This is a genomic window from Leptospira jelokensis, assembly GCF_004769635.1.
Classification (GTDB): Bacteria; Spirochaetota; Leptospiria; order Leptospirales; family Leptospiraceae; genus Leptospira_A; species Leptospira_A jelokensis.
Map to the genome: position 1 here is coordinate 1 of NZ_RQGH01000028.1, position 19,530 is coordinate 19,530.

Consider the following 19,530-nt stretch of genomic DNA (forward strand, 5'->3'; position numbering starts at 1 on the left):
GTTATTATGTATTGGTTAGTGATTCCGTTATGGTTTCCATCCTAATCATTGCATATTATTTTTATGTAAAAGAAAAATACTTATTATTTGTTTTATTATCTAGTTTGGCCATCCTCACAAAAGAACCGGCACTATTTTTGTTATTCCCTCTTGGCTTGGCTGCCTTATTTCGAAAAGATTGGAAAAAAATGATTGTGGTAGGATCAGTTTTGGTGATCCCCGTGTGTTGGCATTTGTATTTATCGTATCGTTTTCCTAATTGGAGGCCAGGCCGGCTAACAGACTTTATCCTCCCGTTTGAAGGACTGATTTCCTATATGGAATCCATTTGGAGCCAATTGGCCGCTGGTAGTAACGTAAAGGAACTTGCACGGCTTTTGAGTCGATTCCCTTTAGTGGTTTTGTTTTTTTTGGGAGTATTTTTGCCCTTCACTGGAAAACTAAAAAAAGGTTGGGAGTTTAGAATTTCGTTTTTATTGGTCCTCTTTATGGTAGGCACAGCTGGGTATTATCATTTTTGGTCTGTTTATGAAAACGTATCGAGGATGTTCACACTTAGCATCCCAATTTTACTTTTACTTATGAATGAAGATAAGACCATTCGCAAACAAGAATACATCTTGGTCACCATCCTCATTTTGTTTTTATTTCTTATAAAAGTTTTATTCATTTCAAAACAAATGAATTACCAAGTTGGCTTTTAGAAATTGAAATCCTGTTGGATTTGAAAATTCTTTTTGGCTTCTTCATTTAGGCTTCGGATTTCATCTTTTTTGAAAATGAGTTCGTAACCATCACCTAATACGAATCTTATGAATGGAGAATCGGATTGGTTTACAATTTGTTTGAGATCCTCAAGGGAAGAAATTTCTTTTCCATTCACAGATTTTAAGATTACTTGGTGGGTTGTATGATACGCCTTATTCCCTGATAGTGGGAATACTTGTGATAAAAATACAATTTTCCCTTCTTTTGGGTTTCGTTTGATTCGGTAAAAATCATTTAAATATAATAATTCTTTACTCACGCGGTTTCGCCATTGGTTCCCGTGTTCTGTAAGGTATTGCTCCGATAGTTCTAAAAATACATCCCAAAAATGGCACTCTTTTTCCCAAACAAACCAAAAATACCAACTAACATTGGATAACCGATACGTGGGGCACGGTAGGATTCATCAAATCCTTTTGGCCAATTTAAATTAAAATTAGAAAGTGGTCGTGAGAAATAATAAAAAATTTGTCCGTCATACCCAGCCCCTAAATCTCCAGATTCACCCTTAAAAAGTATAACATTTTCTGGAGTTTCGGATTTGTTTTGCAACGCGAATTCATGTCCAAAATTAACCATGGAGCTTGGGTTCCATTCGTATTTTTTCCAATAGGAAACCGAAGTGATCCCCCATAATAATAAAAAAACAGAAACCGTTAACCACTGTTTTGAATTTAAGTACTTAAATATTGGATTTAACTTTTTTAACAACATAGTTTACTCCTGAAACGATTCTGTTTTTGGATGTGACAAATATGGTTCTACTGACTTGGCAAAAATGTAATTATAATAACTTGCACCTTCGTACGTTAAATGGTGTGGATCAAAAAAATACCGAACATCCTTAACAACTTCGGTATGATCGATGAGGACCTGTCCTCTTTCCTCTAATTTACGACGCAAATCACCTACCCATTCTTTTCTCCATTGGGAGTCTTTATAAAATGCAAACTCTATGGGATTTTCGGGACTCAAAACCAAAACAAAGGGGATTTTTTTGGATTGAAAATAATCAGAAATTTCTAAGATCCGATTGTATTCTTTCCAAGGCTCGAAACCAACAGCATTCACCATTTTTTTTGCTTCCCTAACCTTGTGTAGGCGAAAGAGTTCATTTCTATTCCCTGAATCACGGATCATTCGTTCAAAGTATTCGTTTCTAAACTCTGAATCACTCATTTGGATGAAACGAGTGTCATCCCAAAAACTCCTTCTGGAATATGCATAACTTTCAGATGCCAATGGTTTACAAAAAAAATGAGACAATCGAATTCCAACCGGTTCATCTTTGCCATAACGAATCAAATTTACTTCTTTGGCAGTTGTAAGATTCGTATTCACTTGGATTTGAACAAATTGCCAATCGTTTTCTTTTCCAACCAATTCGTTCCATTCGATATCAGTCCAACCTGATTTTGGAAAAGATTTTTGAATTGTTACACTTGGAGTTTTTGCATCGTGGGTTTTTTGGTTTTGGTAAAATTGAAAGGTTACGTCTGTATTTGGTTTTTGAATGAATATTGACTCACGTTCTCTTTGTTCGCTACAACGAATGTTTGCCGATTCTTTCGTCCAACCTTTTGACCAAATCCCTTCCTTTGGGATCGCACCTTGGTAGAGGTGGTATTTCCGTCCACTTCGGAAATGGTTATCAATGTAAACAATGATGGGATCCCAAAAAAACACTCGGAACCGACTCACATAAAACATTGACTTCGTTGCCAATTTGGAAAATGATTTTCTTGAAATTCGATTCCAATAATCTTTTAAGTACTGTGTTGGGTAAATTGTTTTGGTAGGATACCGATCGGCTAATTGGTTTATCCAAATCTCTTCTTGGAATTCCAAGGACTGATCTTTTTTTTCCAAATACTCCCATTGCAAATCAGCAAAGTTATGTAAGTATACAACTACGTCAGGACGAGTTGAAAGTAAGGTCTCTTTATAATAATAAAGATCTGTTGGTGACATTGCAACATGGGAAAAAAAATCGTATTTTGTTTTTCGATTTTCTTTTTGATTCAATTCATCTGGAAGGACTGAATACAAAGCCACGGAACTACCTGTGATGATGGTTCGGTGTTCCTTTTTTTGTTTTTGTAGGGATTTTGTTTTGTATATAAAATTGTACCAAGGTGATGAATCCCACTCAGTTTCGTTGGGAAACAAAAAATACAATTCATTAAACAAAATTCTATCGAGTGAGAAAATACCAACTAACAAACAAATGGTGACAAAAAATACCTTCCATTTGATTCCAATACGGCTTTTTGTTATGGGTAGTCGGGGATCAGTTTCCATTTTCTTAACAAAAGTTTTTTTGCAAATTGAATGGCTAGTTTCAAAACCTTACGATTAAAACTGCTATTCGAAAAAACATATTTGATAGGAAGTTCTTTGATGTTTCCATTATTTTTAGAAACAATAGACAAAGCTTCCATATGAAAATCAAAAGCAACTGATTCCAATGGGTAATTTGCAATTTTTTCAAACATAGGTTTGGAATAACGTCGATAACCGCTTGTACAATCGCGCAAACGATTCCCAAACAAATTAAAAACTCCATTGGACAAACAGTAGTTCATCACTTTTGCAGCTAACCATGAAATAAACTTACGATACAAAGGAACATTCACCGTAGAAGTACGTGATCCAATGACCAAATCACAATTTGGAAATTGGATGAATTCTTTTAGGTAATTGGCATCATGAGACAAACCTGCATCCATAGTGATGACCCAATCGTATTTTTTTTCAACAGCATATTTCATTCCATCTTGGATACCTTTGGGAATATGGGTATTTTTTTCATGCCGGATGACATGTAGTCTCTTCCCAAATTCTTTCGAGAGTTTTTTTAAGATGGCAGGAGTATCATCTTTACTGGCATCATCCGTGACGGATACATCTGCATAGGCGATCGCACCTCGCACCACTTCTTCAATTGTGGCTGCTTCATTATAAGCTGGGATCACCACAAGGGTTCGATTTGCCATTTTATTTACCAGCGATGTTGAATACTTCTTTGTTTGCTTCAATCCACTTGAGTAAGCGAGTCACACCTTCTTTTGGAAGGATTTTAGGATTAAATCCAAATTTCTTCGCTTCAGTGATATCACAAATAAAATAACGCATGTCACCTGGTCTTTCCACTTCAAATAGAATTTCTTGTTTTTTACCAAGAATTTCACCAATGAGTGAGATACAATCTAACAAGGAAATTTTATGTGGGCTTGCACCACCAATGTTATAAACACCAGGGATTGGATTCTTAAAAAATTCCAAATAGGATTTTGCACCATCTTCTGCGTGTAAAATATCTCGTGTTTGTTTTCCTGTTCCAAAAATACGGAGTGGAAGACCAAAAACAGACCGAATCGCAAAATTTGCTACCCAACCATGGTCTTCTCCACCAAACTGACGTTCACCGTAAATACCAGTAAATCGAAAACTCGCAGCTTTAACTCCATACATATCGGTATAAGAGCGAACATAATGTTCGGCACTCATTTTGGATGCATGAAGAGGAGAAATTTGACCCACCATAGTTGGGTGTGTAACTGGAATTTCCACAGGCTCTCTCACATATGAAGTTTTGTCTTCTTTTAAGCTATCGTTAATCGAATTTCCATAAACATGGATGGAAGAAGTGTTTACTACCGGGATTTTGTGTTTCCTTGCGGCTTCCATAACATTAAAGGTTCCAATCACATTGGTTGAAAAATCAAGTTCTGGATCTTCCCAAGAAATGGTCATCGCAGGTTGTGCAGCAGTGTGGATGATGTAATCACAATCTACACTTCGGTCCATTAGGTGTTCCAAGTTCCGAATGTCACCTTTCACCATGGTGACACCAAGTGATTTCAAATAGTTCCAATTATAATCTCTAGTGGCATCTGTTCCGTAACCAGTTCGTTTTAACTCATATTTTGTCATGTTATCAAAACTGACAACATCCCAACCTTCTTTACGAAATAATTCACATACATGGGACCCTAAAAACCCACAACCACCGGTTACTAATACTTTATTCGCCATCGCGACTTTCTCCTAAGAAAAACTTTTTTGATAAAATCAATTTTAATATTTGGAATGAATCCGAAATCATATCCCGTAATCGGTATTCCACTTGTCCTACTGGTTTAAAATAAGAAACAGGAATTTCGATACACCTCATGTGAGACCTAACAATATCAATCATCATCTCAACAATGAACTTACGGTCTTCAACAACTAACTGGGGTTTGACTCGGTCATAAGATTCTCGCCAAATGGAAAAGAACTGACAATCCACATCTGTAAATCTTGGTTCTTGGCCCCACCAAAACACTTCCACAAGTTTTCCCATCAGTAAATTCACCAATCGGTACAAAGGTTTTAAATTGGAACCTTGTTCAATCATCTGCCTTGTGGTCCTTGTTCCGATGACCATGTCCGAGTCTTTCATGTATTCCAATAATTTTGGGAAATCTTTCGAACGAAACGATCCGTCCGGTGATACCACAACCAAGATATCACCCGTTGCATATTCTATCCCACGACGAACTTGTTCTCCAAGTAAAGATGGGTCGCCATCACCTGGAAAAGTATAGGTCTTTACCTTTTCCTTTTTAGCAAGTGAAAGAGTTTCATCTGTTGATTCATTATCTATTACAATGATTTCATTGAATTTGTCTTTAAAATCAACAATGACATCCGTAATCGAACGTTCATTATGATTGGTAGGGATAATCAAACTCGTTTTGAATTTGGAAAACAAATCATTACGAACTTCATAGACTGCATGGTAGTAGTCTTGCATCGAGTTGATATTAAAATATTCACAATTGAGGGTGGTTGCATATACGCCACCACTCGTTTCTTTTGCCATCTTATCAATGACATCCGTAATTTCGATTACGCCAGATTTCGGGGAGGCAGGTGTTTTTTTAAAAACTTCAAAGTATTCGGGAGTAAAATAATAACTGCCAAGTCCCAAAAGTTCGTTGGGAGGGTTTTCTGGTTTTTCGACAAGATTTAGAATTTTATCATCTTCTAATACAACTGAATAGTTCTTCCGGATACGAGAGAGAAGGGATGTTTTGACGATCCCAATCGATGCAGACATTTTAGGATGTTTCTTCAATACTTTGAGAAACATTTCATGATTGGAACGGTAATAAAATTCATCACCTAAAATGGTAAGGAAAGGCTCATGGATCATTTTTTCCAAACTTGCAACGTCGGATGCCAATCCTTTTTCCGTCCATAACACAGTTTCGATCACAACTTTAGGAAGTGCCAATCGAATGTGTTCTACTTCAGCCTTAATTTGTTCTTTTAGATGGCCAACAAGGACATACACCTTCTCAATCCCGAATGTTTTCGCCATAAGCTCCACATTCCGGTGGAGGATGGTTTTTCCTTCGATGACAAAGAGAGGTTTTGGTATAAAACTTGTACGGGGATACGCTCTGGTACCTTTTCCAGCGGCGGCAATCACCCCAATTCTGATCTTTTTCAATGTAAAAGGAAAGTCCCTGGAAGGAAGGATTGGGTCAATTAGAAAAGGTTCGTTTCCATCGGTAGAATTGCAGGTCACCTTGGTCCCCAAAGCCCGTAAACGGCTCCCAATTCCCTTTGGAAGGGTTCCAAGTCCTTTCAGGATTGCCATTGCCAATCCCATTCAAATGGAAGCCCCAAATCCCTTCCCTACCGAAAGGCAAGCCACTCAAGTGAACCCCTACTGGGTTCCCTGCTCTATGCTCCAACTCGTAGACAAGAGGGATATTGTTTAAGGTTCCGAGGAGTGATTCGGACAAAACCCAGACCTTGTCCTGGTTTTTTGAAACTGTGAATTGTAAGTGTTCACAATCGAAACGGCGAAGGAGTGCAAACTTCTGCCCCCATTCTTTCATCGCACGGATTTGGCATCCCTCAGGAACCAAAGCCATTCCCTCTGCAGTACTCGTAATTTTCCCTACAAAGAGGATTTCCTCCCAACCTAAGGTTTTTTTAAAACGAAGTTCTTGCGCGTAATAAAAAAACTTTCCTTTTTCCTGGAAAATTTCTATACCTATCACTAGGTATCCATTTTCAGTTGTTTGACGGTCTGAAAAATACAATCCTTCCAGTGATTTTCCTACCATAGGGTTCGTCCAAACAGGTAGAAGGCAAATAAGGGATAAAATCAAAAATTTATGCACTTGAATTACCGAGTAATCACTGCTCTTCTATTTATTTCATCTATTTTTTTCAATTGTTACCCCCTACTCCTTGCCACAAAAGAAGAACCGAATGACAATACTTCGGTTTTACTCGGAACGTATTTATTACTCATTGGTAATTGTAATACAGGAAGTGGTCTTTGGGCAAGGGACCTTACCACACAATCGAGTGTCTGTGTTCCTGTTCAACTTTTGTATGATGGAAACAATGTACAAGTGTATAAAGAAGTATCCCTTTCCACTAATTACGATTTGGTGAATTTTGGGAAAGTTTTTGACACCAATACTTACAACAAACTCATCGCAACATTTGGAACTCCAAGTGACAGAGATGGGGATGGCAAAATCAAAATATTGGTAATGGATATCAGAGATGGGGCAACAACAAACAGTGCTTATGTGGCTGGTTACTATGACCCAGTGAATTATTTTCCAGACAATTTTTTATCAAGAATTCGCTCCAATTACGCAGAAGTATTGTACTTAGATGGCAAAGAACTAATTGCCGCAAATAATTCTGATCCAACCGCATTTACATCCACCGCTGCACACGAATTCCAACACTTACTTCGTTTCCCTAGGATGTATGAAGTGGGTCAATCCGACGAACTTTGGATCAACGAAGGTACAAGCGAAGTGGCAAGTGACATTGCAGGGTTTGGACCTCAAACCAGTCGTTTGGATTGTTATGCGGGGAGAGAATCACGTTGTTCGGATGGGATCAACGGTGTTTCCTTGTTAGATTGGAATAATAGCAGTAGTGAAGTTCTCAAACAATATGCATTTGCCTATGTATTTATGAAGTTTCTTTATGAAAGTTCTGGAACAACAGAGGCAGAAAAACAAAGTTTTTTTCGTAATTCCGTGTTAGGTGCGAATGGGATTCGTGCCAACTCCACTGGAAGTTTGATGTCAGTCTTCCAAACCAGTGCCAATTTCCAATCCTCTGCTCTCACCACCCAGAATTCCGATATCTTCTTTCGTATGTACACTCTCATCACTGGCTATAGTTTTGGGTTGTCAGGAACCAATTTTTCCAATGTAGAACAGGTGCAAAGTGATGGCGGGAATATCAATACAATTGATTTGTCAAATGCAGTCCACTACTACCCACTTCCCACTAGTTTGAATCGGCTTATAACAAATCCAGTTTTGCCTGTAACCCCGAAAACAAATATCAAACAAGGATCGACTAACTTTTATAATTCTGCACCAACGAACATACCTACAAATCCTACTCGAAAAAATTATGGTCGTGTTATTGGAATTGGGAAAGGAATCTTATTATGGGCAGACTCCCCTTCTGGATTCAATGCAAGTGTTCGGAATGTAACAGAAACGACAGGGGATTTGTCTCACATAAGGACAAAACCAAGATCTTTAAAGTCAGTGATTGGTAGCGAACCTGGCCACCAATTCCCCATTTGTGGATTTGAATTTACAAGCGGTTTGGTTCATACTTCCGAAAGTATTCCAATAGAATAGAACGCATCAGACCACGGTAACAATCCTTCGCTACGTGGCCTCCATCCGCAAACGCATTACAAGAGTAAGAGGGATCATTTTTTAATTTCAGAATGGAATAATTGTATTTGGATGTGATCTCATTCACTTCTTTTTCCCAATAACCAACTAGAGATTCTTTTTCCATTAACGATTCAAAATCTGGGGAAGACAAGGGCCATACGACTACCACTTTGATACCTTCCTGATTCAACCTCGAAAGAATTTTTTCATAAAATCCAAATTGCATTCCACTCCTTTGGTAGGAGGCAAACAACCAATCCAAGGTTCTGTGGCTTGTTTGTAATAATGAATTCGAGTTTTTCTCCATATAATTGTCGATAGGCGAAAGTCCATTTCCATTATGCGATAATATATAATCGTAAGTCGCTTTGTGCATCTCAAAAGCATTGGTTAAATATGGATTTTTGTAATTTTTCCACATTTGGTCGAGGTATGGTTTGTAAGTACCCACCGCAAAAAGTTTGCGCCCAAGGTAAAAAGAAACATAGTCTTTTCCAAACAATTGGATATTAGAAAACACATACCCTAAGTCAAAACTATAGGTTAAATTGGAACTTTTGAATACAGAGTTTTGGTTGAACTGGTTTGGGTCTGTTTCCATGATCACAAGATCAGGTTTGATGCCAGCATCCAAAAGTTTTGTTAATTGGTAATCATAATAAGCAGGAGTTGTTACGGCTGAAGAAAGGTTATAAATCTCCCACTCTGGGTAAAACGAAACCAATTCATCATGATCAAAGTACAAAAGGCGGGAAGAACCCAAAATCAACATGATTTTTTTCGTTTTTGCCTCTCCAATCCCAGATTTTTTTTGGATGAGAGAATCCAAAAAGTCAGCTTTTGCTTTGTAGTTAACCGCCGTTAGGTCAATCTTTGTAATGATTTGCACATAAGGGATTCTAAAAATTGAATCCACACAAAACAAAAAAACTAAAAGAAAAACTGGGTAAAAAAGGAACCGTGCCTTGAGCATATCTGAAAGGAGAAAGGAAACGGATTAAAATGTAAAGCGAATTGAGAACCTCCCCCAGACTTTCGAATGAGGGAGAAAGTGTTTATGCTACTTGTGTGCGAGCAAGTTTACGTTTCTTTTTAAGACTGAGGAACCAATCATCAGCCTTACGAACATGGCTCACTAATTTTTTCACGTGTTCTCTATTCTCTGGATTTAAGATTTCACGTGCTTCTTGGATGATTTCTTCCACTGTTTTCACGTGGAAAGTGAAATAACTAGTAAAAAGTTCGTAATACTCTCTATCAGTGTTTTCCCAATCTTTTGATTGGATATCATCAAAAAACTCAGTTAACTGTGGTATGTCGATCTCAGGTGTCGCATCAAAATGATTGTTCATCATTGCGATACGGTCTGTTATATCAGTTAATTTCTGGAAATAAGATTCCAATTCAGGATATTCCATCTTCCAACCCTCCTTAACAACCCTTACTTTTACCAGGATTTTAGAAAGGGTCGAGAGATCAAGTTTTTTTCATAAATTTGCTGATATCTGGATTTTGTTTTAAGAAGTCTTTTAAGTGTACAGCTTGTCCGTCCCATGCCTCTTTGGCACCATCTAGCCATACTTGTGAAGAATCATTGTCAGGAAACCCCCCATTAACAATCGTTAATTTGGATTGATTTGGTCCCGAACTTTCAAATAATAACTGTAAAAAAATATCACCAGCAGGATGGTCTTTCCATTCCATCACAAGTTCTTTTAATGGTTCAATTTTTTTATACACTCCATGTGATGTGAAATTCCCTTCGAGACCTAATTCCCAAGTCCAAGAAAACTCACCTCCCACTTTTGGTCTTCCCCTCACCTCATCTGCCAACCAATGCACTAACACTTCATAAACGGTGACCGCTGACCACAATCGTTCAATCGGTTCATCAAATGTAAAAACAGACTTGGTTTCTCTCATAGACAGAGAGATACGGTTTTCATTTGGTTTGGCAAGATGTTTTTTAGGGAAATGACTACCAATGGATCGAAATTCATCCATCCATTGGTAGATTCGAATTTCTAATTCGAAGATTAGATGTTTAGGTTGTTGGGTCTGACATAAACAGATTGTATCACACTGATGTTTCGCATTTGGAACGCAGCAGCACAATATGCTAAGTAGTACCTCCACTTACGGATAAACGTTTCACTATACCCTTGTTGTCTCACCAAAGCCAAATTGTCTTCAAAGGCACGTAACCAAATCCGAAGCGTTTTTGCGTAACTCAGACCCATATCTTCCAAATGGTGTAAGTACATATCGCCTGTGCGGTTGATTGCTTGGTTCATTCGGCCAATCGAAGGTAATAATGAACCTGGGAAAATGTGTTTTTGGATGAAATCAATCCCCTTTTTGAAAGCTGTGAACCTAGAGTCAGGGCATGTGATCACTTGGAGTGCCATGATCCCATCCTGTGTGAGTAAGTCCTGGCATTTTTGGAAAAAGGTTTCATAAAAGGCGTCACCGACTGCTTCTAACATTTCTACAGACACTAATTTTGTGAACTTACCCTCAATTTTTCGGTAGTCTTGGATCCGAATCTCAATTTTGTCTGACAAACCTTCGTTTGCAATTCGTTCTTTTGCATATTTGTATTGTTCTTCAGACAGAGTAACAGTCGTTACTTTACATCCATAATTTTTTGCCGCATGGATGGATAAAAATCCCCATCCACTCCCAATTTCCAATAAATGGTCGTTCGGATTTAATTTTAACTTTTGGCAGAGTTTATCTACCTTCGTGGTTTGTGCTTCTTCTAAAGTTTGGTCAAGTGACTCAAAATAAGCAGAACTATAGGTCATCGTAGGATCTAAGAATAGTTTATAAAAACGATTTCCTAAATCGTAATGTTCTACAATGTTTTTTTTACTTCCCGTAAGTGTATTCCTTCTTAGGAAATGTAAGAATTTATTTCCCAAATTGAACAAATCCAAATGGAAAAGTTTTTTCTTAGCACCTGATAAATTAGGGGCTTCATCCACATTCAAAATAAACCATGATATCACGTTTTCAATGGAGTCTGTGTCCCAATCACCAGTGAGATAGGATTCAGAAAAACCAATATCACCATGTAATACAGATTTTTTGAAGAAAACAGGGTCTTTCACGTGGATGATAGCGGAGTGGAATTTTGGTTCGAAATCGCTATTCGAATCTCCGAGCACCACCTGCTCCCCGTTAGGTAGAATCATTCGCAATGATCCCCTTTTCATGGAACTCATCGCTTTAAAAAATATCTTTTTGTAAATGGGATATTGTTCGGTGACCGTTTTATCCTTTAGTTCTGTAAAAAGTTCTGAATCAATCGTTTCTTGTAAAAGGGACTGGTTCGCTGATTTTTCCAAGGGGAACTCCTGTTTGTTTCTCTAAGTTTTGGTGTTTCTTTATATAAGGAATTTTTTTGATCCACAACTTGAAGGCTTGCCAATGAATCAATGTTATTATTTTGACGGTAATAAATGGAAATTGGATGAAAAGTTTTAATAAGGATTGGGTCTTAAATGGGATTTTTTTTCCGATAAAGGATGTGATTAAAATCCGTTTCCCAGCTTCATAAGAGTCGACTCCAATCTGTAATTTTTCATTGGGAACATTCAATCGAAATTCGAATTCAGAATCCAAAGGGATAAAAGGTGAGACATAAAAATGTTTTGGTTCTCGTATGAACACTTCTGGGTCTGCAATTGTACCTTTCCCTGTTTGGAATTTACCAATGTATGGTTTGATTTCCCCAAAGGTATTCCCAACTTCTGCAATGGCGATGAGTGGTGCTCCCTCTGGAGTAAAACAAAAATAAAAACTTACCGGGTTAAACACATAACCAAGTACCCGAAAATTGGTTAAAAGGTAAATTTTTCCGAAAGGACCTTTCACTCCAGACGCTTCCAAAAACGCTTTCACATTGTCATAGGTTGTCTGTTTTCCAAATTGCAAATGGTCTTTGTCGAAGTAAGAAAATAAATTCCACCGATTCCGCGAGAAAAACAAACTTTTGTGGGACAACTGGTCTATTTCTTCCAAATCAATATAAAAATTAAAGATTTTATATTGGAATTTGTTTTGGGTCGGAGCGGTACGCATATGGAATACGTCCGCTTCATACATACATGAATTTAGGTCCATGGATCTCGTTTTAAAATGCTTTTGCAAACGTTCACTGCAGATAAAAATCCATCTTCGTGGAATCCGTAACGGAAATAAGCACCCGCATAATAAATGGGCCCTTCCTCGTTTAACTTCGGCAAACGGCTCTGTCCAAGGGAAGCTTCCACAGAAAAAAGTGGGTGTTCATAATCAATTTTTTTGATTAGGTGGCTTTTTTTCACACGGTCTGGGTCATTGATGGTTACAAAATAGTTTTGTTTCTTCGAAACATTTTGCAAACGATTCATCCAATAGATGGTAAAAGGTTCCTGTTTCCCATTTTGCCCTTCCAAAATTTTATAGTTCCAACTCGACCAACAGGATTTGATCGTTGGCATGTCTGAATCATCGGTATGTAGGGTGGCTGTATTGTGTTGGTATTTGTAAAGTGGCAATAATTCTTGTTCGAGTTTGGTCGGATTTTGTAAAAGTTTGGCAGACAAATGCCCATGTGTTGCCAGTAACACTTTGTCAAACACTTCCTTTTTCCCTTCCGGTAAACTTAGTTCCACTTTTCCATTTGGCAATCGAGTGACGGCCTCTACAGCTGTATTCAATCGGAAACGGTTTTGGATGGGAGGGATGATTCGTTTCACATATTCTTTCGAACCACCATCCACCGTATACCATTGGTGTTGGGTATTTAAGCCCAAAAATCCATGGTTATAAAAAAAGCGAATGAGGGATTTGGCCGGAAATTCCAACATCAAATCAGGTGGTGTCGACCAAACTGCAGAACTCATAGGAACCAAATAGTAGTTCAGGATGTCCTTACCATACCCAAAGGTCTGCATATAACGCCCTAAGTTCCAATCATCATAGGTAGGGTTGTCCAATATTTTTGGGGCGTTCGAATTGAACCGATCGATCTCCAGTAACATCTTCAAATAACGAGGTCGGAATAAATTTCTTTTTTGTGCAAATAAACCTGAGAGGCCTGATCCACAAAACTCAAGTTTGGTGGGATCATGTTGGACACTGAATGACATGTCAGATTTTTTAGTCGGCACACCTAAGGTTTGGAACAAACGTAATAAATTTGGATACGTGACATGATTGAAGACAATGAACCCAGTATCGATGGGGATTTGGATCCCATCTTCTTCTACCATCACTGTATTGGTATGACCACCTATGTAATCGGCAGAGTCAAAAATTGTTAAATCAAAATGATTTTTTAAAAAGTAAGCAGAACCCAATCCTGCGATTCCAGTTCCGACAATTGCTAATGTTTCTTTCACTTGTTTCCCTAATGGTCATTAGACCGTTACGAAAAGAGTTGGTTCATTTGCAAATGGACTTCTTCCGCTTTCTTTTTTGAAACTTCACCATAATTTTCGGAAGTTGTGCTTAATGTGATGCCACGAGAAGAATTGATCAGTGCATCTTTTCCAGAGGCATTCAAAATCGATTCTAAATCTCCGCCTTGGGCACCATACCCTGGGATGAGAAAACATAAATCTTTATGACGGTTACGAAGGGATTGGATCTCTTGTGGATGGGTACCTCCCACAACAAGGCCAATTTGTCCTGGGTAGGTTTCGGAAAGTTTTGCCATTTGGTCACTCACCTCTTCATAGAGGTAGAGACCACTGCCTTCGGTTTTCAGTTTTTGGAGATCCCGTGAGCTTGGATTGGAGGTTAACCCAAGTACAAATAGATAACCACCCAAATCAAGATAGGGTTCCAAACTATCTCGGCCCATATAAGGGTTCACTGTTAAAGCATCCACCTTTAGGGTTTGGAAAAAATACTTCGCATACTCTTTTGCCGTGTTCGCTAGATCACCACGTTTCGCATCCATAACGATGGGGACCTCTGGTGAAACCTCTTGCATCAGGTGGACCATATGTTCTAATGCAAAATACCCTTCTGGTCCGAAACGTTCAAAGAATGCGATATTGGGTTTCCAAGAAACAGCAAAGGGGTTGGTGTACCGAACAATGGTTTCGGAAAAATGGACTAGTGGGGATTTGGATTCCAGACATACCTTGGGTAATTTTTCTAATTCCGGATCAATGCCAATGCAAAGTTGGGAGCGTAACTGGTCACGACGGGCATGGAACTTTGGTAAAAATGAGGTCATGGATTCGGTTTTATTTCCTTTATGGTTTTCTTTTGTTTGCGTTTTTCCATTTCGAGAGCGATGTCTCTTTTTTTGTAACGACCATAAATGTGGCCCGGGATGACCGTAAATGTAGTGATTGGGTTTACCACAACATCACCAATCGCTCCACCCACATAGGTCGCATAGGCTGGGGTCAATAGTTCGTAGGAAGATTCCAATTGTGCCATATCATCCTTCTCTGCAAAGTAATTGAGTGCATCATCAGATGCCTTTGCTTCGTGGTACAAACTTCCTACGATTGGGATCGCATACACAGCCGCATATAACGTACGTTTTTCCCGTTGTGCAAAATCTTTTGCATGCCCACCTTCATGGATGGCAACGGGAGGTAAATCTGAATACAAATTGATGGTGTTGGTAAAGGCATTGTAATGGTCACCACCGATGGTTCCCGCAAACAATCGACCTGGTAAAAACGTATAGGCAAGTAAAGAAAGAGATCCAAAAAAATAACGAACAACTGGATTGATATTTTGGTTTTTTGACAATCGTTTCCATTCCGACAAGGGAGCGTATTGGTTGAATCTGACTTTCACATCACGTAAGTTATTCTCTTTCATATAACGAATTAAATATTCTTTCGTTTCTTTGGAGATATGATGGTTGTCGGCTTTTCTGTCCCACAAAACAATTTTGGAAGGAATCGAAAAAATCCAGTCCCCTGTTTTGTCCAAAATCCAAATTGGTTCCCCTTCTTCAAATTGGGGATCATCTTCTGTAAATTCTGGACTAGGCAAATATGGATTCCCATAATTGTATTGTTTTTCTAACGAATAACAGTTGATAACCAATGCACCCAAACAAAATAAAAAAAGGATTGGATAACGATTCATAACGAGTCAATGATTTCCTTTAACTTTGGATCCATCGGTTCTTCTGTTTTTGTTGTTTTCTTTTTTGGTGGAGTTTTGATTTCATCTTCTTTCATTTCCTTCCGATTGTTTTGGAAACCTGATGCCATCTCCAATTGGTTAAAAAACTCATTTACCGCATTTCGACCCAGTTGGTTGATTTGGTCTTCACGGTTCCCACGAAATCCACTATAAGGTACATACCAAACCAAAGGTAGGATTGTGATCGTACTTCCGAGAAGATAACAATTGGTTACATGGGAAAGGATCTCATCATAATAATCAAACTCTTCTTGTGAAAATCCACGAATTTGGAAATTCCCTTTGAGGCGAACATAGGTTAAGTTTTCGTGGCATCGATCTAAGGTAACCAATTCAAATGATTCAATCCTAATCTTCCCACCTTTTTCGATTAGGAGTGGGTACCTTTGTTCCCGAATGGACAATTCCTTCCGAATCAAATACGATAAGGGACCATATTCATTTTCTAAACTTTGGGCATCAAAAAAAAACGGATCAAATACTCCCATTTTCATTCGATTTTCATCTTTCACTTCAATTTGGATATGGTCCATTTTTTTGACAAAGTCGTATTCCTTTTCATTTGGAAACGACCGATACACCCGAAGGGATACATCACATCCCAAAAATAGAAAACAGGTAAGGGCAATAAAAATTCTGAGTTTTTTCTCAAAACACATAGGTATATCCTAAAAACAAATTTGCAATCGCAGCCATTCTGTTAGGGCGATCATTATAGCCATCAGCTTCATAATAACCAGAACTTAAGTAATAGTCTTTGATAGCGGAAGAATATGACTCCATGTTTGCAGCCCGAATCCCCGGAATACGGGATTCATTGGCTCTCCAATTGTATTGTAAGTATTGTAATCCTAAATGAAACTTATGGTGGGTAAATGGTTGCCAATTCAATTGTGTGATCAGGTTCAGACCAACAATTGCCGTATCCAAATTTTTTTCCGAAAAGATAGAATACATTTCATCATAGGATATTGTTTCACCAGTAAATCGTGTATACCCACTAGCATTCACGAACATATCCCTTCTGTACTTCAATTTGGCTTCTGGAGTGAAAAATAAATCCCCTCCCAACTCATAGGACCAAACATTTGCCAATTGGTGGTAAAACTTAAATCCAGTACTTGGAGCAATATAATTGATTTGGTCTTTTAATAAACTGGTTTGGCCTAAGGTCGATGAATGTTGAGAAGAATTGGAGTTCATCGAACCAAATCGAAATCCAAACTCCCAAGAAAAACTTTTGTTCGATGAATATTCTTCAAAGACTTGCACAACCAATTTGTGATCTGCATTGCGAAATGCATCCACTTGGTTTCCGTATTGGAACCCGTCTAAATAACCAAAGGTAAAATAATTTCGTGAAGTGTTGGCTTGCAAATACACATACTCAAGTCCCCATTTTTTGGACTTGTGCAGGTAGGCAAACCGTGGTGATAGGTAACTTGATTCCCTTCGTTTGTCATTCCATTCATTGGTAAAGGGTAAAGAACGGATGTTTTGGTATCCAATTTCGGACCTAGGGAAGTAAGGGGTCCCTGCTTGGAAAGCAATCCGACCATCATCAAAACTCCATTCTTTTCCAGACTGGAACATTGAATACGATTGTAGGCCTCGAAACCCAATCTCCCATTTCCCACCTGAAAACTCCAATGAGCCATTGTTCGTGGCAGGGATATTATGGTTGGACGGGATGTATTCAGGTTCGCTATACGACCTTTGGAAATTCCGTGAACGAATTTTTTTAACTTTTTCTCGGAGGATTTGGCCCTTTTTCAAATACCCTCTACTTTCATAGGATTCTGCTTCCAACTCTAATTTGGTTGCATCTGTTTCCTCTGCATATAGCAAAGTGGTTGGTATGGCCAAAAGCCAAACCAACATAGAAAGAGAGAGAGCCACCCATTTCACAAAGTTTTAACCTTTTCGTTTGATATAAGCTTTTGCAAACTCAGGCAAAACAAAGGCTGCTTTGTGAATTTCTGGGCTGTAGTACTTTAGGCCTTTTGGAACCCGTTTTGGATCAGGTGTGACCGAATACGGATCAATTGCATTGGATAAAAAAGTAAACCCTATGATCCCAGATGGGTAGGTTGGGATGGTTGTGTAATAGTAACCATACTCAGGGAAAATCTTTGGAATGAATTCGAATAGGGATGTGATCACATCTCCATGGTACCAAAACGATTCAGCTTGTGTGGCAATGATCCCAGTTGGTTTTAAGGCACTTGCCATATCACGAAAAAACGGTTCTTTAAACAAAACTTCAGCAGGTCCCACAGGGTCACTTGAATCCACAAGGATGACATCAAACCTTCCTTTATTGTCACGTGCAAATTTTGCTCCATCATCATAGTGGTGGATGACTTTAGGGTCTTTCATGGCATCAGCACATTCTGGAAAGTATTTATAACTAATGTCCACAACTGCTTTGTCAATTTCGCATAACACAACTTCTTTGACAGATGGGTGTTTTAAAACTTCACGAACAGTTCCACCGTCCCCTCCTCCAATCACAAGCACTGATTCTGGATTGGGATGGCTCATCATCGGGATGTGGGCAATCATTTCATGATAAGAATGTTCGTCTTTGTTGGTAACCATTGTTACACCATCAAGTGTAAACATACGGCCAAATGATTGTGTCTCAAAAATATCAATTTTTTGGAACGGAGATTGTAGGCTCTCGATTGTTTTTGTTACTCGGTAACTAACAGCTCGCCCTTTTTCTAATTCCAATTTTTCTGTGTACCAAATCTCCATTAAATGCTCCTAAGGATTCTCTCTTTGAACCAGAATAGGAATGGGAAGAAGAGAGTGTAGTTTTTTTTAAAGTTTTTAAACTTAAAAATTGAACTTGGCGGGAATGGGACAGTCCCTTTCCATAGACTTGTATGCAGAAATATTCTCGCGTTTTTTACCTCGTCGGTTTTTTATCCATGCCACTGTTTATTTTACTTCTCGTATTTGGTTATATCAAAATCAACCAAATGGCAAGCGAAGAAATCCACTGGGGCCATAACCAGTCCTTCGCCTTTGGACAAGCATCGAGAGAGGGAAAACTGATTTTACTTGCTGTCACCAAATCCCGATGTGAAATGTTAAAGGGTTTGGAATGTGGCGAAGGCAAACCAGATCTAGGAACCTACGTCCTACTCAACTTCACCCCTCGTGACAACGAATTCCAAACCTTGATCCTCGATGACAGATTTGCCTCATTGAAGAAGGAAGCTCTCCCCCAATACTTTTTACTCAATTCCACAGGTGAGATCCGGCACGCATCCAACCAACTCCCCAGTGTAGAAGAGATGCAAAAACTCCCTAAAAAAGAATCTACTCCCTAAAAATTTTAAAAAATCTCTTGCAACTTCTGGAATCAACTATACCCTATGGGGTATAGGAATTCGGAGGTTTTATGTTAGGGTTAACCGTACACAGAAAAAAGAGTTTTGATGAAACAATTGTCGATACCACAGAAGCTCTCAAAAAAGAAGGTTTTGGTGTCCTCACAACCATCGACGTCAAACAAACCTTAAAAGACAAAATTGGTGTCGATTTCAAACGGTACACCATCCTCGGTGCCTGTAACCCAAGTTTTGCGCACAGAGCCTTACAAACCACAGACGAAATTGGGATGTTATTACCATGCAATGTGGTTGTGACCGAAGAAAAAAACGGAGAAATCAAAGTTTCCATCTTTGATCCCATGACCATGACAAAACTTGTCCAAAACTCCGAACTAGAAACCATCGCCAAAGATGTCCAAGACAAACTTGTCCGAGTGATCCACCACCTTCACGAATAAAATCCTTTCGCAATTAGATTGTATTACAGTAGGGGCGCCTCGCCAATGGATTGGATG

Annotated in this window: 20 protein-coding genes and 2 pseudogenes; 4 read left to right on the forward strand and 18 right to left on the reverse strand. The window is 38.6% G+C overall.

All coding sequences use genetic code 11. The features are described 5' to 3' along the window. Positions 1 to 704 (forward strand): annotated as a pseudogene (locus EHQ62_RS13925) (AZOBR_p60025 family cell surface glycopolymer formation protein); the annotation flags it as partial. On the opposite strand, the pseudogene EHQ62_RS18750 reads toward EHQ62_RS13925, so the two are convergent. From EHQ62_RS18750 to EHQ62_RS13960, 7 genes and pseudogenes are all read right to left on the reverse strand, one after another. After that, positions 701 to 1,087: pseudogene (locus EHQ62_RS18750) on the reverse strand (PDZ domain-containing protein); the annotation flags it as partial. The pseudogenes EHQ62_RS13925 and EHQ62_RS18750 overlap by 4 nt on opposite strands. Beyond that, positions 1,078 to 1,482 carry a hypothetical protein gene (locus EHQ62_RS18755; RefSeq protein WP_425269540.1) on the reverse strand — a complete coding sequence of 135 codons (405 nt, stop codon included), beginning with the start codon at positions 1,480 to 1,482 and terminating at the stop codon, positions 1,078 to 1,080. The gene EHQ62_RS18755 and the pseudogene EHQ62_RS18750, both read right to left, overlap by 10 nt. Before the next feature lie 3 nt (positions 1,483 to 1,485). Further along, a complete protein-coding gene (locus tag EHQ62_RS13940; RefSeq protein WP_208720699.1) occupies positions 1,486 to 3,069 on the reverse strand; it encodes a hypothetical protein in 1,584 nt (527 codons plus the stop codon). Beyond that, positions 3,042 to 3,764, reverse strand: a complete 723-nt coding sequence (locus tag EHQ62_RS13945) for a glycosyltransferase family 2 protein (RefSeq protein ID WP_135643825.1) — start codon at positions 3,762 to 3,764, stop codon at positions 3,042 to 3,044. Before EHQ62_RS13945 ends, EHQ62_RS13940 begins: the two co-directional genes overlap by 28 nt. A 1-nt stretch (position 3,765) precedes the next feature. Beyond that, positions 3,766 to 4,806, reverse strand: coding sequence for an NAD-dependent epimerase/dehydratase family protein (locus EHQ62_RS13950; RefSeq protein WP_135643827.1), 1,041 nt, complete (start codon positions 4,804 to 4,806; stop codon positions 3,766 to 3,768). Next, positions 4,796 to 6,271, reverse strand: coding sequence for a sugar phosphate nucleotidyltransferase (locus EHQ62_RS13955; protein ID WP_135643829.1), 1,476 nt, complete (start codon positions 6,269 to 6,271; stop codon positions 4,796 to 4,798). Before EHQ62_RS13955 ends, EHQ62_RS13950 begins: the two co-directional genes overlap by 11 nt. 34 nt (positions 6,272 to 6,305) lie before the next feature. Continuing rightward, complete coding sequence (locus EHQ62_RS13960) at positions 6,306 to 6,896, reverse strand: hypothetical protein (RefSeq protein ID WP_208720700.1); 591 nt, start codon at positions 6,894 to 6,896, stop codon at positions 6,306 to 6,308. Positions 6,897 to 6,947: 51 nt separating this feature from the next. Between EHQ62_RS13960 and EHQ62_RS13965 the strand changes: the two genes are divergently transcribed. Beyond that, a complete protein-coding gene (locus tag EHQ62_RS13965) occupies positions 6,948 to 8,459 on the forward strand; it encodes a peptidase MA family protein (protein ID WP_208720701.1) in 1,512 nt (503 codons plus the stop codon). Here the strand turns inward: EHQ62_RS13965 and EHQ62_RS13970 are convergent. From EHQ62_RS13970 to speE, 11 genes are all read right to left on the reverse strand, one after another. Next, positions 8,413 to 9,474: a DUF1574 domain-containing protein gene (locus EHQ62_RS13970; protein WP_135643833.1), complete on the reverse strand. Its 1,062-nt coding sequence runs from the start codon at positions 9,472 to 9,474 to the stop codon at positions 8,413 to 8,415. The genes EHQ62_RS13965 and EHQ62_RS13970 overlap by 47 nt on opposite strands. A gap of 82 nt (positions 9,475 to 9,556) precedes the next feature. Beyond that, positions 9,557 to 9,919, reverse strand: coding sequence for a protein kinase family protein (locus EHQ62_RS13975; protein WP_015679287.1), 363 nt, complete (start codon positions 9,917 to 9,919; stop codon positions 9,557 to 9,559). A 58-nt stretch (positions 9,920 to 9,977) separates the two neighbouring features. Then, positions 9,978 to 10,424, reverse strand: coding sequence for an SRPBCC family protein (locus EHQ62_RS13980; RefSeq protein WP_135644374.1), 447 nt, complete (start codon positions 10,422 to 10,424; stop codon positions 9,978 to 9,980). 113 nt (positions 10,425 to 10,537) lie between these two features. Beyond that, positions 10,538 to 11,851, reverse strand: coding sequence for an SAM-dependent methyltransferase (locus tag EHQ62_RS13985; RefSeq protein WP_208720702.1), 1,314 nt, complete (start codon positions 11,849 to 11,851; stop codon positions 10,538 to 10,540). Beyond that, the gene (locus tag EHQ62_RS13990; protein WP_135644378.1) at positions 11,808 to 12,611 is read right to left on the reverse strand and encodes a DUF1365 domain-containing protein; all 804 of its coding nucleotides are present in this window, start codon (positions 12,609 to 12,611) and stop codon (positions 11,808 to 11,810) included. Before EHQ62_RS13990 ends, EHQ62_RS13985 begins: the two co-directional genes overlap by 44 nt. 8 nt (positions 12,612 to 12,619) lie before the next feature. Further along, complete coding sequence (locus EHQ62_RS13995) at positions 12,620 to 13,891, reverse strand: NAD(P)/FAD-dependent oxidoreductase (RefSeq protein WP_135643835.1); 1,272 nt, start codon at positions 13,889 to 13,891, stop codon at positions 12,620 to 12,622. 26 nt (positions 13,892 to 13,917) lie between these two features. Beyond that, on the reverse strand, positions 13,918 to 14,736 hold the full coding sequence (gene pyrF, locus EHQ62_RS14000) for an orotidine-5'-phosphate decarboxylase (protein ID WP_135643837.1): 819 nt from the start codon (positions 14,734 to 14,736) through the stop codon (positions 13,918 to 13,920). Next, the gene (locus EHQ62_RS14005) at positions 14,733 to 15,611 is read right to left on the reverse strand and encodes a hypothetical protein (protein ID WP_135643839.1); all 879 of its coding nucleotides are present in this window, start codon (positions 15,609 to 15,611) and stop codon (positions 14,733 to 14,735) included. The genes pyrF and EHQ62_RS14005 overlap by 4 nt, the downstream gene beginning before the upstream one ends. Beyond that, the gene (locus tag EHQ62_RS14010) at positions 15,608 to 16,330 is read right to left on the reverse strand and encodes a hypothetical protein (protein WP_135643840.1); all 723 of its coding nucleotides are present in this window, start codon (positions 16,328 to 16,330) and stop codon (positions 15,608 to 15,610) included. The genes EHQ62_RS14005 and EHQ62_RS14010 overlap by 4 nt, the downstream gene beginning before the upstream one ends. Further along, positions 16,320 to 17,579 (reverse strand): hypothetical protein, encoded by a 1,260-nt coding sequence (locus tag EHQ62_RS14015; RefSeq protein ID WP_341866980.1) that lies wholly within the window; start codon positions 17,577 to 17,579, stop codon positions 16,320 to 16,322. The genes EHQ62_RS14010 and EHQ62_RS14015 overlap by 11 nt, the downstream gene beginning before the upstream one ends. Before the next feature lie 6 nt (positions 17,580 to 17,585). Then, positions 17,586 to 18,431, reverse strand: coding sequence for a polyamine aminopropyltransferase (gene speE / locus EHQ62_RS14020; RefSeq protein ID WP_100727913.1), 846 nt, complete (start codon positions 18,429 to 18,431; stop codon positions 17,586 to 17,588). A gap of 131 nt (positions 18,432 to 18,562) precedes the next feature. Here speE and EHQ62_RS14025 point away from each other — a divergent pair, with 131 nt between their 5' ends. Then, a complete protein-coding gene (locus EHQ62_RS14025; protein WP_135643842.1) occupies positions 18,563 to 19,012 on the forward strand; it encodes a hypothetical protein in 450 nt (149 codons plus the stop codon). 71 nt (positions 19,013 to 19,083) lie between these two features. Next, positions 19,084 to 19,473, forward strand: a complete 390-nt coding sequence (locus tag EHQ62_RS14030) for a DUF302 domain-containing protein (RefSeq protein WP_135643844.1) — start codon at positions 19,084 to 19,086, stop codon at positions 19,471 to 19,473. The last annotated feature ends 57 nt before the right edge of the window (positions 19,474 to 19,530 follow it).

Bases quoted from the DNA above. Each gene is read 5' to 3' on its own strand.
- EHQ62_RS14010 (WP_135643840.1), bottom strand. From the start codon at position 16,330: ATGTGTTTTGAGAAAAAACTCAGAATTTTTATTGCCCTTACCTGTTTT.
- EHQ62_RS13980 (WP_135644374.1), bottom strand. From the start codon at position 10,424: ATGAGAGAAACCAAGTCTGTTTTTACATTTGATGAACCGATTGAACGA.
- EHQ62_RS13965 (WP_208720701.1), top strand. From the start codon at position 6,948: ATGCACTTGAATTACCGAGTAATCACTGCTCTTCTATTTATTTCATCT.
- EHQ62_RS13960 (WP_208720700.1), bottom strand. From the start codon at position 6,896: ATGGTAGGAAAATCACTGGAAGGATTGTATTTTTCAGACCGTCAAACA.
- EHQ62_RS13975 (WP_015679287.1), bottom strand. From the start codon at position 9,919: ATGGAATATCCTGAATTGGAATCTTATTTCCAGAAATTAACTGATATA.
- EHQ62_RS13990 (WP_135644378.1), bottom strand. From the start codon at position 12,611: ATGTATGAAGCGGACGTATTCCATATGCGTACCGCTCCGACCCAAAAC.
- pyrF (WP_135643837.1), bottom strand. From the start codon at position 14,736: ATGACCTCATTTTTACCAAAGTTCCATGCCCGTCGTGACCAGTTACGC.
- EHQ62_RS14025 (WP_135643842.1), top strand. From the start codon at position 18,563: ATGCAGAAATATTCTCGCGTTTTTTACCTCGTCGGTTTTTTATCCATG.
- EHQ62_RS13970 (WP_135643833.1), bottom strand. From the start codon at position 9,474: ATGCTCAAGGCACGGTTCCTTTTTTACCCAGTTTTTCTTTTAGTTTTT.
- EHQ62_RS18755 (WP_425269540.1), bottom strand. From the start codon at position 1,482: ATGTTGTTAAAAAAGTTAAATCCAATATTTAAGTACTTAAATTCAAAA.
- EHQ62_RS13945 (WP_135643825.1), bottom strand. From the start codon at position 3,764: ATGGCAAATCGAACCCTTGTGGTGATCCCAGCTTATAATGAAGCAGCC.
- EHQ62_RS14030 (WP_135643844.1), top strand. From the start codon at position 19,084: ATGTTAGGGTTAACCGTACACAGAAAAAAGAGTTTTGATGAAACAATT.
- EHQ62_RS14005 (WP_135643839.1), bottom strand. From the start codon at position 15,611: ATGAATCGTTATCCAATCCTTTTTTTATTTTGTTTGGGTGCATTGGTT.
- EHQ62_RS13940 (WP_208720699.1), bottom strand. From the start codon at position 3,069: ATGGAAACTGATCCCCGACTACCCATAACAAAAAGCCGTATTGGAATC.
- EHQ62_RS13950 (WP_135643827.1), bottom strand. From the start codon at position 4,806: ATGGCGAATAAAGTATTAGTAACCGGTGGTTGTGGGTTTTTAGGGTCC.
- speE (WP_100727913.1), bottom strand. From the start codon at position 18,431: ATGGAGATTTGGTACACAGAAAAATTGGAATTAGAAAAAGGGCGAGCT.